13 protein-coding genes are annotated in these 13,264 nt (G+C 70.6%); 6 read left to right on the top strand and 7 right to left on the bottom strand.

Translation table 11 applies throughout. The features are described 5' to 3' along the window. Positions 1-25: 25 nt before the first annotated feature. The 7 genes from RIF68_RS00650 to RIF68_RS00620 form a co-directional block, all read right to left on the bottom strand. Positions 26-505 (bottom strand): conjugal transfer protein TraB, encoded by a 480-nt coding sequence (locus RIF68_RS00650; protein ID WP_309049143.1) that lies wholly within the window; start codon positions 503-505, stop codon positions 26-28. A gap of 9 nt (positions 506-514) precedes the next feature. After that, positions 515-2,716, bottom strand: coding sequence for a hypothetical protein (locus RIF68_RS00645; protein WP_309049142.1), 2,202 nt, complete (start codon positions 2,714-2,716; stop codon positions 515-517). Between the two features lie 307 nt (positions 2,717-3,023). Further along, a complete protein-coding gene (locus tag RIF68_RS00640; RefSeq protein WP_309049141.1) occupies positions 3,024-3,248 on the bottom strand; it encodes a hypothetical protein in 225 nt (74 codons plus the stop codon). A 3-nt stretch (positions 3,249-3,251) separates the two neighbouring features. Then, positions 3,252-3,812 carry a hypothetical protein gene (locus tag RIF68_RS00635; protein WP_309049140.1) on the bottom strand — a complete coding sequence of 187 codons (561 nt, stop codon included), beginning with the start codon at positions 3,810-3,812 and terminating at the stop codon, positions 3,252-3,254. An 84-nt stretch (positions 3,813-3,896) separates the two neighbouring features. Then, positions 3,897-5,711: a hypothetical protein gene (locus RIF68_RS00630; protein ID WP_309049139.1), complete on the bottom strand. Its 1,815-nt coding sequence runs from the start codon at positions 5,709-5,711 to the stop codon at positions 3,897-3,899. Positions 5,712-5,769: 58 nt separating this feature from the next. Beyond that, positions 5,770-6,189, bottom strand: a complete 420-nt coding sequence (locus RIF68_RS00625; RefSeq protein ID WP_309049138.1) for a hypothetical protein — start codon at positions 6,187-6,189, stop codon at positions 5,770-5,772. A gap of 112 nt (positions 6,190-6,301) precedes the next feature. Further along, positions 6,302-6,688, bottom strand: a complete 387-nt coding sequence (locus tag RIF68_RS00620; protein WP_266478301.1) for a hypothetical protein — start codon at positions 6,686-6,688, stop codon at positions 6,302-6,304. Positions 6,689-7,180: 492 nt separating this feature from the next. Between RIF68_RS00620 and RIF68_RS00615 the strand changes: the two genes are divergently transcribed. From RIF68_RS00615 to RIF68_RS00590, 6 genes are all read left to right on the top strand, one after another. Then, the gene (locus RIF68_RS00615; RefSeq protein WP_309049137.1) at positions 7,181-7,981 is read left to right on the top strand and encodes a GntR family transcriptional regulator; all 801 of its coding nucleotides are present in this window, start codon (positions 7,181-7,183) and stop codon (positions 7,979-7,981) included. After that, entirely contained in the window at positions 7,978-8,565 is a 588-nt protein-coding gene (locus RIF68_RS00610) for a GNAT family N-acetyltransferase (RefSeq protein ID WP_309049136.1), read from the top strand. The genes RIF68_RS00615 and RIF68_RS00610 overlap by 4 nt, the downstream gene beginning before the upstream one ends. Before the next feature lie 585 nt (positions 8,566-9,150). Continuing rightward, a complete protein-coding gene (locus RIF68_RS00605; protein ID WP_309049135.1) occupies positions 9,151-10,446 on the top strand; it encodes a hypothetical protein in 1,296 nt (431 codons plus the stop codon). 86 nt (positions 10,447-10,532) lie between these two features. After that, positions 10,533-11,930, top strand: a complete 1,398-nt coding sequence (locus RIF68_RS00600; protein ID WP_309049134.1) for a replicative DNA helicase — start codon at positions 10,533-10,535, stop codon at positions 11,928-11,930. Between the two features lie 343 nt (positions 11,931-12,273). Next, the gene (locus RIF68_RS00595) at positions 12,274-12,564 is read left to right on the top strand and encodes a hypothetical protein (RefSeq protein ID WP_309049133.1); all 291 of its coding nucleotides are present in this window, start codon (positions 12,274-12,276) and stop codon (positions 12,562-12,564) included. Next, positions 12,557-12,853 (top strand): hypothetical protein, encoded by a 297-nt coding sequence (locus RIF68_RS00590; RefSeq protein ID WP_309049132.1) that lies wholly within the window; start codon positions 12,557-12,559, stop codon positions 12,851-12,853. Before RIF68_RS00595 ends, RIF68_RS00590 begins: the two co-directional genes overlap by 8 nt. Positions 12,854-13,264 lie beyond the last annotated feature (411 nt).

The raw sequence follows: 13,264 nt of genomic DNA, 5'->3' as shown, positions 1-13,264 counted from the left end.
CTTTCATGCCGGGGCGGCTATTCGGTTACTTGACTTCGTTGAATCCGGGCTTGGGCTGCTGCACGCCCATGGACTGCACGGTCTCGTAGATCCCGCCGTATTCGCCCTGGTGGGCGTCGGCGAAGCCCTGCGCGTCCATCTGCATCTGGTCGGCGGCATTCACCAAGTCGCCCGATGCTTCGGCGACTTCCCGCAGCGAGGTGGCGCCCTCCATGATGAGGGCGGTGAATCGCGGCTCGACTTCCGCCGCGTCACACATCTCCGACATGTTGCTCGCCTTATCGGCGTTGCGGCGAAAGAGCGCCTGGAGAATCCAGATCTTCTCTTTGAGCCACAGCGCCCGCGCGGCGAGCGTGGTGACGGCGAGACCGAGGCTGAGGAAACCCAGGTTGCTGTCGGGGATCGCCGGGAGGTTGTCGTCGCTGGCAGGGACCGCGGGGACGTGGCTCTGGCGGGGGACGATCTCCCCGGATACGACCTGACCGGGCACGAGTTCTCCGGACACGGTGACCTCCTAGTTCTCGTTGTGCACGCGGGCGGACGGGGTACGAAGGCCCGCGTCCGCGGTCGCCTGAGTGAGCGGTCGGTACGCGTCGTCCAGCTCGGTCTTCGCGGTCTCGCAGGTCTCGGCCGCATGGAGCGACTTGACCGACATCTCCTCGGCCTTGCGGGAGAGGACCTCCATCGACTCGGAGAGCTTGCGCATCGCCCAGGCGGTGATGGTGCCGATGATGTTGTGCTTGGCGGCCAGCCGGGCGGCCACCTCGTCCAGCGCGTACATCAGCTCCTTGGCTTTCGTGGAGAGCTGGAGGCATTCGTCGTGCGCGGCGAAGGCCTCCGAGACCACCTCGTCCAGGAAGTCCACGACGTCATCGAGCGTGACCTCCGTCGCGTGCTCGGGGTTCATGCCGTCGTCCATCGCGGTCGTGACGGCTCCGGTCGGGACGGCGGGCGAGTTGCCCACGGGCGTCTCCTTCGTGTTCGTGGCGGGGCTGCCGGTTCCGGCGGGAAGGCCGCGGGCCCCAGTGGTCAGGGGCTCACGCGAGGAGGCCTGGTAGCCGGGCGGGAAGACCTGCTCCGCCACCCACACCTCCTGTTGCTGCGGGTCGGTGTCCCGCATGGAGTCGTAGGCGCTGCGCCGTTCCCCGCGCGGCGGCGGGGTGTAGAACTCCCAGCCGCTCCCAGGGGAGTCGCTGGCGTCCTCCGCCTTAGCCCGGGCCCGTTCGCTCGCGCGGCGGGCCCGCTCCTTGCGGCTGGCCTTGCGCCGGTCGGCAGGACCGGTGCCCGAGGCGGAGCCGCGCGTCTTCTTCTTCGACTTCGACTTCACCCGGACCTTCTTCTTCCTGCCGAGCCCGGAGGCCTTAGCGCCGCCGCCCGGCTTGGGCTTCTTGGTCAGGTCGACCTTCGGCCCGGCGCCGGTCGCGGACCCGCCGGCGGGCTTCGGCTCCTTCGTGAGGTCGACCTTCGGCGCGGCCCCCGGCTTGGGCTTCTTGGTCAGGTCGACCTTCGGCCCGGCGCCGGTCGCGGACCCGCCGGCGGGCTTCGGCTTCTTCGACTTCTTGCGCTTGACCGTGGTCAGCACCGGCGGGGAGAGGTTCTTGCGGCGCTTCTTCAACCGGCGCCGGGCCGCCTTGGCGACGGCCTGCCCGAGCGTCGTACGGTCCGCGTCGGCGGCGGCCGCCGTCTCCTTCTTCTTGCGGCGGGCCTTGGCCCGGGCCTTGCGCGCCTTCTGCTTGGCCTCGAACCGGTCCTGGCGGACCTGCTCCCGGCGAGCCTGCTTCGCGTCGGCCCGGGCGTTGCGGACCCGGTCCTTGGTGTCCTGCCGGGCGTCCGCCGCGCGGGTCTTGCGGTCGCGGGCGGCGTCCCGGTCCTTGGCCCGGTTCTCCCGCCGGGCCGCCTGCCGGTCCGCGCGCCGCTGGTTCTTGCCGTCCTGTCGCGCGGCGGCCCGTTCCTGGCGGCCGCGGGCCCGCTCCAGCGCCGGGCTGGACTTCTTCGAGCTGGGAGACTTGCCGCCCGAGGGCGACTTGATCCCCGACCCCGAGCCGCCGTTCTTCCCGGAGCCCGGCAACTTCGAGCCGCCGCCCTTGCCCTTGGCGCCGAGCGAGCCCAGCCCGGTGGATGTCTTCGGTGAGGTCTTCTTGCCGCCCGGGGTCAGCCCGCTGCCGGAGCCGCCCTTGCCGCCACGGCCGGGCCCGGTCCCGCCGGCACCCTTGCCGACGGGCCCGCCGCCCGGGCCCTTGCCGCCGCCTCCCTTGAGGGAGCCGCGGCCGCCGCCGAGCGCCTTACGGCCGTAGTCCTGGCTGGAGGGGATGGACTTGCTGCGCTGCTGCGCCGCCTTGTCGCCGATGCTCTGCATGGCGACAGCGTGTTTGGCGGCAGCCTCCTCGCCCGCGAGCCGGTGCTTGAGGCGGGCCTCGCGCAGCGGGGCCAGCTCCTCAGCCCGTTCCTGGCGCCGCTGGCGCCAGTCCGTCAGCGCGGTCGCAGTGCCCCGCAGCGCAGCCAGCGCGATGGCCAGGGTCGCCGCGAGTCCAAGGGCGGCGACGCCCGGGCCGTCCGCCTCACCGTCACCGCCATCCTGGCGGGCGGGCGCCGTCGCCTCCGAACGGAGAGCGACGGTGCCCGCGGTACCGGTCGACCCGGGCGCCGGCGGGAGCGCCGGGGTGAGGTCGGCCAGGGAGTCGGCCACCGACCGGCGCCGCCGGGAGGGGACCACCATTCCGTCGCCGCCGCCTCCCTCCGGCCCGGAGGCCGGGGGAGGCGGTTCGGCGGGCGGGGCCGGGGGCGCCGGGGGAGGGGCGCCCGGGATCGGGGGGAGCCCCGGCGGGGCCCCTCCCCGAGATCGGAAGGAGACGACGTTGCCGTTCCGGTTGTCGTCCCGAGGGTCATCAGCCACGTGCTCTCCAGGGTTGACAGAGGGTGACCGGATAGGAGATCCTCGCGCGCCCGCGCGCCCGTGCGCCCGCGCGCCCGCCTTGGCCCCCCAACACCGGTCCGCCCCCGGGTGATGATGATGGTGATGACGCTTACGCGCCGTGACTGCCGTCGTGACGGCTGGTCCAGTTCTCCAGCGTCCGCGCGAGGTCGTTCCACAATTCCGGATTGGCCTTGCAGAGCGCGCGGGCCCGGTCCCACCAGGCGTCGGCCAGACCCGCGTCGCCTCGCGCTTGGACCTGCCGGGCCTGCCGCGCCGCCCAGTGGGCGGCGCGGCGTTCCCGGCGGACCTCGGAGATCGAGGGCACCTGCTGCACTGATCAGGCTCCCTTGCGGTCGAACAGGTCGTTGACGCCCCGGACCGTACGGCCGCCGGACGCCTTACCAGCACTCTGACCTGCGGTTTCGCCGCTCTCCTCGGTGTCGCTGTCGGGTCGGGCGGTCATCGCGGTGACCGTCTTGTTCAGCGACTTCGTGGCGAAGGTGTTCACCTGGCCGCGCCGGTCGGCCTTCGCCTTGGCCTTGGCTGCCCGCTGACCGGGCAGCGCGGCGACGGTGCGGACGTGGTCGGCGTAGGCGGTACGCAGGCCCTCTGCGGCCTGCGCCTGGTCCCGCGAGGCCTTGACCAGGGCGTTCAGGTGCTTCTCGACTTTCCGGGCCCTCCACCAGGCCGACCACCTGCCGTCTCCCTCCACGTGCTGGGAGCGGAGTACGGCCTGGAACATCGCGCGGGCCGCCTCGTAGTCGGCGTGGTCGGCGTTGTGCTCGCGCTGCCGGTCCAGCGTCCAATGGGTCAGGTGGTCCAGGTTGAGCAGCGGCCGGAACTCCGCCGGCACACGGCTCAGGACCTCGTCGTTGTTCGTGTGCTCGATGTTGGACACGGGGTGATCTCCTCTCGGGGGAAGGGCCCGCCGACTCTCGGGGGCAGTGGCGGGCCCGGCCCGCGACGTACGGCGCCGCGCGGGTCAGCGAGCGGCGAGGTGCTTCTCTCGGTCCGCGGGGCTCAGGAGCCCCGCTTCGTCCAGCAGCCGTACGGCCCGGTCGCGGTTGCAGCCGACGGCCGTACGGGCGGCGTTGACGGTGACGAATCCGTCGGCCCCACGGGGTAGGTCCCGCAGGATCTGAATGGCCTGTTCGTCCGTACGGGCAGCCGCCGTACGGCCGCCCGTACGGGGGGCGGGCGTACGGGCCGTACGGGGCTTTGCCGTACGGGCCGCCGTACGGTCCGTACGGGGTGCGTCCGTACGGCCCGTACGGGCGGGGTCCGTACGGGGTTCCGTACGGTCCGGCTCGGGGTTCGCCGTACGGTCCGGCTCGGGGTTCGCCGTACGGTCCGGCTCGCCCCGTCCGGCGGACGGGTCGGCCGCGTCCGTCGCGGGCTCGGCGGTCGCCGTTCCCTTCTCCTCGTGGTCGTCCTCCAGGAGGCGGTGAACGCGCCAGACGATGGCGACAACGACAAGGACCGCGACGACGATGAGCCCGATGCTCGGGTGCTGCTTGCCGTCGACCACCGTTACGCCCGTGCCCGTCATGTCGGCCACGTGGTACGTGATGTTGGTGGCGGCCATCAGCCCGAGCGCGTACGGCACGTCCTTCCGCATACGGAAGGCCGTGACCGCGTAGACGTCCAGGCCCACCGGCATTGCCCACCCCAGGTCTCCGAACGGGGTGTCACCCAGGCCGACCATCCGGGCGAAGGCCCACTCGCCGGAGGCGGTCAGGGCGATCACGGCCGCGAGCGCGACCCAGATGCTGCCCTGCTTGATGACCTCCGCCCGGTTCCGGGTCCGCTTGAGGCTGGCCGCGCGCTTCTCGGCGATGCGGCGGGCCTCGCGTGCGGCATCCAGCTCGCGGTTGGCTTCCGCGAGCTTGGCGTCCGCCTCCTTGCGCACCGCGCCGGCGGCGGTCCGGGCTTCCCGCTCCGCCTCCTTGCGCAGGTTCTCGAACTCGGCCGCGAGCCGAGCCCGCTGCGCCTGCCGCTCCCGCTCGTGCTGCTCGCCGAGCTGACGGAACTGACTCTCGATCTCCGCCCGGGCAGCGTCCACCTGCTCGCGGTACGCGGCGAGTTCGGCGTCGATCTCCGCGCGCCGTGCGCTCAGCTCCTCGTCCAGGTCCAGCCGGGCCGACCGTCGGGTCAGCTCCAGCTCCGAGTCGAGGGCGGCCCGCGCCGTGCGGATCTCCACCGCCTGGTCCTGCGCCTCACCAACGATGCGGGCGGCGTCGTCCAGGGCCTTGCGATAGGCGGCCTCCGCCGAGGTGCGGCGCAGCTCCACCAAAGCGTTCGCCCGGTCCTCCGCCTCGGCGAGCACGACGCTCACCTGCTTCTCGGCGGCGGCAATCAGGCTCTTGGCCTGCTCCTCAGCATCCGCCATGACCTCCTCGGTCTCGGCGACCGCTTCGGTCCGGGCCTGGGCGAGGATCGCCCCCGCGTCGCTCCGGGCACCGGCGCGGATCGTGTCCGCGTCGCGCTCGGCTCGGCGCAGCCGCTCCCCGACCTCTTCAGCGGCTTCCACCAGGACACGCTTGGCGTCGGCGGCCGCCGCCCGGCGGATCTGCTCCACCTCACTCTTGGCGGCCTGGATCAGCGCCGCTGCTTCCTGCGCCCCGGTCCACCGTGCGCTGTCGATCACGTCAGCGGCGCGGTCACGGAGATCCGCGCCCAGGGCCTCGCCGTCTTCCCGCGCCTCCGGCTTCGGCGGCGGGGCCGCCGCCTTGGCCGGGCGGCGCGGCGTCGTCGTCTTCCGGGCGTTGGCGTTGCGGGCTGGCTTTCGGGCCCCCACACCGACCTCCTCTCATGCAGGTGGCCGCCTCACGGCGGCCACCTCGGTGTTCGGTCCGTCAGCCCCGCACGCGGCGGGCGGCGGTCCGGCCAACGGAGTTGGCCGTGGTCGAGATCCACTCGATGGCGGCGCCGACGCACTCGACCAGCGCGTAGTCACCGGCCCGCCTGCACGCGGCCTCGATGTTCGAGCACCGGTCGTCCAGTCGGTCCATGACCGTGGTCAGCCGCTCGGAGACCCGGTTCTGCGTGGCCCACAGCAGCTCGCTGAGGGCGTAGAACGGCATCGCCGCGCCGGTCCACATCAGCAGCGTCAGCCGCAGACGGAGCCGGGTCAGCGGGCCGGGGGTGTTCACGACGACGAGCAGGTCCAATAGGTGCTCGAAGTCATCGGCGGTCCAGCCGTCCATCGGGCCGTGCTGGTCGCGGAAGTGCTGGACGGCCTTCTTCTTCGGCCGACTGAGCAGGTTGATCGTCACCGTCGTCCTCCGAGCCTGGTCATGGTCTGGCCGTGGCGCTGCAAGTCGGCCTGTGCCTGCTGTCGGGCTTCCTCCGCCTTGCGGGCCGCCTCGGCGGCCTCGGACGCGGCGCTCACAGCAGGTCGGAGGGGTCGGCGTCGGCGGTGCCGGTCAGCACCGCCAGCTCCTCGGCGGTCACCCACTCCTGCGGGATCAGCACCCGCAGGGTGACGTTCCCCTCGCACATCGAGCCGGTGACGACGAGCTTCCCGTCCGGCAGCGAACCCGGGCGAGCGTCGTCGATCTCCTCCAGCAGCGCCGGCAGGACCTTCACCGCCTCCGCGGTGACCGTGATCGTGGCGACGATGCGCGAGGGCGCCACCTCGAAGGCGATGCGCACGCCGAGGCGGGCCAGCTTCTGGATCGACTGGAAGAGGGGGAAGACCTCGATGGCGGTCTCCCGGACCTCCTGGGCGATCCCGGTGGCGGAGAAGGGCATGTTGGCGGGCATGATGGTCATGCGGATCGGTTCCTTCGCTGGTAGATCCGTGGACCCCCGGCACATCTGGCGCTGCAACGCCGTGTCGGGGGTCGCGCCGTACTGGGGACGGCGCGGTAGGCGAGCGGGGACTCGAACCCCTGTCTCCGGAGAGCCCGAACCAGTCGGGCACGCCCCTCATGACCTGTGCCGTTGAATGCCGCCGGGCGCCCCTCCATAGGGAGGAGGCCCGGCGGAATCCGGCCCAATTACTCATCTTTGGCACGCTGTTGAGTTCTCAAGGAACGGACGCTCCCGCACCGGCCTTCCGTCATTCGACGTTGGTTCCGGACCGCTATGCGGCGTAGCAGTGCGCATCATTCATGCAACACAGATCATCCGGTCGAATTGCATTGACCAGACAATGCGTTGCGAGGACGACTCTGACACCCACCGGGCGCCACGTCAAGCACATCAACCAGTCCGCACGCATTGACTGGACAATGCGCGGGGCAGGGCTGTACACATGACGGCATGAAGCCCACGCCCGTCTACCAACAGATCGCTGATGATCTCCGCCGCCAGATTTCTGATGGCACGTTCCCGCCCGGCTCCCAGATGCCCACCGAGGCTGAACTCCTTGAGAAGTACGGTGAGCTGCACGGAGTCCGCTCCCGGCAGACCATCCGGCAAGGCTTGGGCGTGCTCGTGCACGAAGGCCTGATCGAGGCTCGCCGCCCGAAGGGCTACTTCGTCATCCAGCGCAAGCGGCTGGTCTACCGCCCCCAGGCGGAGCTGAGGCAGAAGCCGCCCGAGGTCGACATCTTCACGAACCTGGTCCAGGAGGAGGACGGCCGGACGCCGTCACAGGAGATCGAAGTCTCGATCGTGGACCCCACCCCCGCGATCCGCGAGCGCCTGGGCCTTGAGCCGGGCGAGCTGGCGGCCGCCCGCCGGCGAGTGCGCAAGCTCGATGACGTCCCGTACAACCTCAACGACTCGTACGTGCGCCTTTCCCTCGTTCAGGGGACCGACTTCATGCACCCCGGCGACGTTGCGCGCGGCACGAACGCGGTGCTGGGCGAACTGGGCCACGAGCTGGTCTACGGCTTCCACGAGTTCTACCTCCGGATGCCCATGCCGGACGAGGTGCAGCGGCTTCAGCTCGGTGCGGGCGTCCCTGTCGCCGAGCACCTGTCGACCACCTTCGACAGCGAGGGCAACGCGGTCCAGGTCACCGTGAACCTCATCCCCGGCGATCGGCACGTGATCGTGTTCGAGACCCACCGCGAGGCTGGTACGGACGCGCCTCGCATCCCGTGGGGGAACCCGTGATCATCGCTCCCGCCGAAGAGGCCGACCTTCCTCGGCTGATCAAGTTCCGCACAGATGCTTCCGCGTGGCTGCGGACTCTCGGCACCGACCAGTGGGCCAAGCCCTTCCCGGCCGACCACATTCTTGACTCGATCCGCCGTGGCGAGGTCTTCATGATCCGCGAGGAGCCCCACGCGGACGCTGCGGCGACCATCACCCTGGATCGCGACGCTGACACCCGCCTGTGGACTCCGGAGGAAATCGCGGAGCCTGCTCTGTACGTGCACAAGCTCGCCGTGGACCGCGCTTACGCCGGCACGGGACTCGGCAGCGCACTCCTGGACTGGGCGGGTGACCAGGCTGTCCAGCACGGGGCCAAGTGGCTCCGGCTGGACGCTTGGAGCACGAACCTGCGGCTCCAGGCCTACTACCTCGAACACGGCTTCACCCACGTCCGGACCGCCGACGATCCGGAGGTGGTCTCGGGCTGGGCAGCCCAGCGACCGGCCGAGTTTCGGTCCGGTCTCGGTGCGACACACCGACTGACGTCCCCTTCGGTCCCATCGCCGAACGGGAGAGGGCATGATGGCACCGCATCCGAGTAACCGCGTACGCGCGGTGAAGCCCACGGAATTGAGGCTCCAAGACATGACGTGCACCCCGGCCGCATCGCCCTTCGCCTCCACGTCGAAGGTGACGGCCCGTCCGCTGCCGCCCCGCTCCGACTCGCTGAAAACGCGTTCACCGGAGAGCAGGGTGCGAGGCAAGATCGGTGGATGTCACGTACACATGCGCCGTCGCGTCGCCGGTTCGTCCGCCGGCGCGGCCGCCCGCCCGGCCGGACCCGCGCCCTGATACGCCGATGGCCGCCCTGCCTGCCAGCAGAACGGCCATCTAGATCGACTCCCAGCCTCCACAGCTTGAGTCGTTAGGTCGGCGATGACGCCGGGGCCCGAGCCTTGCCACAGGCCCGAGGTCACCACTCCCAGGATAGAACGAGTAGCGCCCAGCACGCAGCAGCGTGCCCCAGCTCAACGTCTCTTTTCCGTCACTTGCCGGTCTGCGACTCCCCAAACCCACCAGGGGAGACCCCAGACGATGTTCCAGATCCACCTGACGACACGCAGCGTCGCGACGCCGACCCTCTCGGTCGCGTCCGCTGCGGACTCCACCGCCGAGGCGGTGACGCCGTGAAGCGCCCGAAGAAGGCCCTGGCCGCTGCTGCCCCGCAAGACGACGGCGACGAGCTGTTCGAGTTCTCCGGCACCATCACCGACTACTGGTCGTACACACAGGTCCGCGACTACCTGATGCTGATGCCGGGGATGACGCACACCGCGTACCGGCTCTACAGCCTGCTGCGGTCGATGATCGCCGAAGCCTCCCGCCAGTCGTGGAACGGCATGCGGCGCATGACGATCGACCAGCTCTGCTGGCTGTTGCCCGGCCCGAAGGACAAGCCCACCAGCGTCTCGACCATGTACGAGGTCTTGGGGACGCTGGAGGAACTCAACCTCGTCGTACCCAAGGACACGCTGGAGCTGGAAGGCATCAGCCAGCTCAAGGGCAAGGCGCGGGCCGCCAAGGGCATCTCCCGCGGCTTCATCGTCAACGACCTGCCCCCCGACGCCGCCTACACCGGGTGGCGCAACGCGTGGGACAAGCTCGACGCCTACCGGCCGGACTGGCGGGAGAACCCGCCGGCGCCGCCCACCCACCTCACCGACATCGAGACCACGCCGAACGGTCAGATCCGGGCCCGGGTGCGGCTGGTCGACGCCAACGGCGAGCCGTTCCAGAAAACTGGAACGCCGCAGGTCGGAGCCCCTGAGACCCCTTCGTTCCAGAAATCTGGAACGCCCTTCCAGAAAACTGGAACGCCAGCCCAGATTTCTGGAACGGATCTTCCCCTGACCAGCGAAAACGATCACCCTCTAAGAAGCTCTCTCAAAGAAGCCTCTCTCTCTGGTGACTCGGGTGCCCCAACGGACCCCACCGTCACGGCCGAGGCCGGGACGGGACGAGGAGAGGAGACTTCGGCTTCGCCGGAGAACAACACCGCCCCCTCGGCTGCCGCCGAGGAGCCGGACACCCACGACGACGTGCGGGTGACGGAGGCCTGGATCGCCTCTCGCCAGAAGCACGGGCACGGTGTCCCGGCCCGCAGTCGGATGGCGATGGTCCGCGACGCGGCCGCGCTGCTCGCCGAGGGCATCGACGTTGAGCACCTGGTCGCCGCGGCCGCCGACATGGGCAGCCGGGCCAACTGGTACTCGCTGGAGCGTCACCTGGAGAAGTTCGTCCCGCCGAAGACCGCGGTGCCCGGCCAGCGCCCGGCCCTGCCGGACTGGTGCGGCAAGTGCAACGACGGCATCGAGCCCCGCCAGCCGGGCCAGCGGATGCGCGAGGCCGACGACGGCCGCCTGGTCCGGTGCGAGTGCCACCCGAGCCACCCCAGCAACGCCAAGAAGTCGGTGCTGGCCTAGACCCTCCGCAGCACAACGGCGGCAGGGGAGCCCGTGGAAAGGCCCCTGCCGCCGCTCGAATCACCCAGTTCAGAAGGGATTCACCGATGAGCGTACCCACTCAGCACGACGGCATCGAGGACGAGGGCGGCTCACTGTTCGATGAGGGACCCCAGCCCGTTCCATTCGAGCGTGTTCCGCCGAACGACGTGCCCGGCGAGCAGTGCGCGCTCGGCGGCATGCTGCTGTCCAAGGACGCGATCGGCGAGGTCAGCGAGACCGGTCTGACCAGCGAGGCGTACTACCGCCCCGCGCACGGCACCATCCATGACGCGATCATGGACATGTACGGGAAGGGTCAGCCGGTCGACCCGATTACGGTCGCGGCGTATCTGACGAAGTCCGGCGACATCGAGCGGATCGGCGGCGCGTCCTACCTGCACACCCTGGTGCAGGCGGTGCCGACGGCGGCGAACGCTTCGTACTACGCGGAGATCGTGGTCGAGCGGTTCAAGCTGCGGCGCCTGATCGAGGCGGGCACCCGGATTGTGCAGATGGGCTACGCGGCCGAGGGCGAGGTCGCCGATGTCGTCAACGCGGCGCAGGCCGAGATGCAGTCGGCGGCACAGCTCGGCGCCGGCGGGGGGCTGGACCGGGTCGCGACCGTGGACGACATGCTGGAGGAGTACCTCGTCAGCATGGATGCACCGCCGCCCGAGCGTCTGCCCCTGCCGTACGCCGACCTTCAGGCCATGCTCCCGATGGAGCCTGGCGACCTGATCGTGATCGCGGCCCGACCCGCGATCGGCAAGTCCGTGGTGCTGCTCGACATCGCCCGGTGTGTGGCGATCGAGCACCGCAGCCAGGTGCTGGTGTCGTCCATGGAGATGAGCCACTCCCAGCTCATGGAGCGGATCATCGCGGCCGAGGCCCGCGTGCCGCTGAACCGGGTCAAGGACCGCGAGTACCAGAACGACGACCGGCAGCGCATCCACGACGCGGCACTGCGCATCGGCGGCTCGCCGCTGGTGGTGGACGACGGCCCGGCGGCGACCATCGTCCGGCTCCGTTCGCGGTTGCGCTGGCTCCAGGCGCAGGGCAAGCTCCCGCGCGTCCTGATCGTGGACTACCTCCAGATCATGAAGGCCTCCGGCAAGGGCGGGCAGAACCGCACCGGCGAGGTGGACGAGATCAGCCGGGGCCTGAAGGAACTGGCCGGCGAGTTCAGGATCATCGTCATCGCGGCGGCTCAGCTCAACCGCGAGGTTGAGAAGCGCGAGGACAAGAAGCCGATGATGGCCGACCTGCGCGAGTCGGGCGCGATCGAGGCCGAGGCCAACGCCGTGATCCTGCTGCACCGGCCCGACGCGTACGACAAGGAGCACGAGCGGGCGGGCGAGATGGACCTGATCATCGGCAAGAACCGGCAGGGGCCGACGGGCACCGTCACCGTGGCCTTCCAGGGGCACTATGCCCGCGCCCGCGACCTCGGTACGGGCTTCTGACCTGCTGTAGGTTCTCAAATCCCGTGTCATTTTCTCAGCCGCTGTGTCATCTGGATGGCATTTATGACATCCCCGTGAGACAGCGCAGGTCAGAGACTCACCGCGTCGGGCGGGTCCGCCCGAAGCGGCGAGGAAATGACACGGAGCTGAGACTCCAGCGAATGACACGGCGTGAGACGGCCAAGGAACACCCAGGTCAGAGGCCCGGCAGATGACACGGGCCGCGAGAACCTACACGACGACGAAGGCATCTTGAGTGGGAAGGCGTGGTGTCCGTGCATCGGGTCGACTCCCAGCCCCCGCAAGGGGCAGACTCAGACGAGACGGAAAGGGGCGTCGCCCGATGACTGCACAGCCGATCCACCCGCACGACCCGGAGCGGGTGCCGCGTAACGCCGAGGGCATTGCGGCCGCGCTGGACGGCGGCCGCCGCATGGAGTTCTACCGCGAGCTGCTGGCCGCCGCGCCCGAGGAGGCGGAGGGCGTACTGCGTCGCTGGTGGTGCGAGGCCATGCTCGACACCGACCCCGAAGGGGACCGTCTGGTCGCGGCCGCGATCGACGGCACGTTGCCGATCACCTCGGTGGCCGACGCGGTTCGCCGCCGCCGTGAGGCGGGCCTGCCCGTTGAGTGAGCCGTACGGCGAGGAGCCGGCGGGCCTGCCCTGCGTGCTGTCGGAGGAGGTCACCGAACTCCTCATGGACAAGAGCCTGCCCGGCGCGGTGTTCGGTGCGATCGTGGCCGCCACGGTCGTGATCAACGAGACGAGGGGGGAAGTGCCGGGCAGCACCGCGTCGGCGAAGTGGCCGCAGCAGCGGCGCATGCCGCTCGGCGCGGACGGCTCGCTCGGCATCGCCGAGTACGTCATCGCCGCCGACGCCGACCCGCCGCACATCGTCCTCACCCGCGTGCAGCTCTACTGACCCGACCAGCCCGACCGGGGCCCGGCGAGACACCCGTCCGCCGGGCCCTTCGGCGTTCACGGCGGCGACGCCGGCGGGGGCGGTGCTCGAGGAACGGCGCTCCGCTCCGCTCCGCGCCGTGCCTCGTGCACCCGGCGGTCGTCCGGCCACCGCGCCGCCTCACCTCTTAAGAGGTGATTTCGCCGCAGGGCTGACGGAGTGGGTGCGGGTTCAGGCACGCGGGGGCTCCGCCCCCACACCCCCGGCCCTCCACAGAGGGGAGGGGGGCCGTTTTGATCTTGCGGCCCGTGGGTGGTGCTGGGGTGGGTGGGGTCGGGGGGTTCCCTCCGCGACGGGGCCCCCGGAGGGGACCACAGCCCGCGCCGGGCCGCCAGGCCAAGCCGCTACGCGGTCGCCTTCGGCGAGCCTGGC

The organism is Streptomyces sp. (assembly GCF_031178505.1).
Classification (GTDB): Bacteria; Actinomycetota; Actinomycetes; order Streptomycetales; family Streptomycetaceae; genus Streptomyces; species Streptomyces gulbargensis.
The sequence above is the reverse complement of the archived record's forward strand: the minus strand, read 5'-3'. Positions and strand labels throughout refer to the sequence as shown.

Coding starts and splice junctions, on each gene's coding strand:
- RIF68_RS00645 (WP_309049142.1), bottom strand. CDS start 2,716: ATGGTGGTCCCCTCCCGGCGGCGCCGGTCGGTGGCCGACTCCCTGGCC.
- RIF68_RS00620 (WP_266478301.1), bottom strand. CDS start 6,688: ATGACCATCATGCCCGCCAACATGCCCTTCTCCGCCACCGGGATCGCC.
- RIF68_RS00615 (WP_309049137.1), top strand. CDS start 7,181: ATGAAGCCCACGCCCGTCTACCAACAGATCGCTGATGATCTCCGCCGC.
- RIF68_RS00600 (WP_309049134.1), top strand. CDS start 10,533: ATGAGCGTACCCACTCAGCACGACGGCATCGAGGACGAGGGCGGCTCA.
- RIF68_RS00595 (WP_309049133.1), top strand. CDS start 12,274: ATGACTGCACAGCCGATCCACCCGCACGACCCGGAGCGGGTGCCGCGT.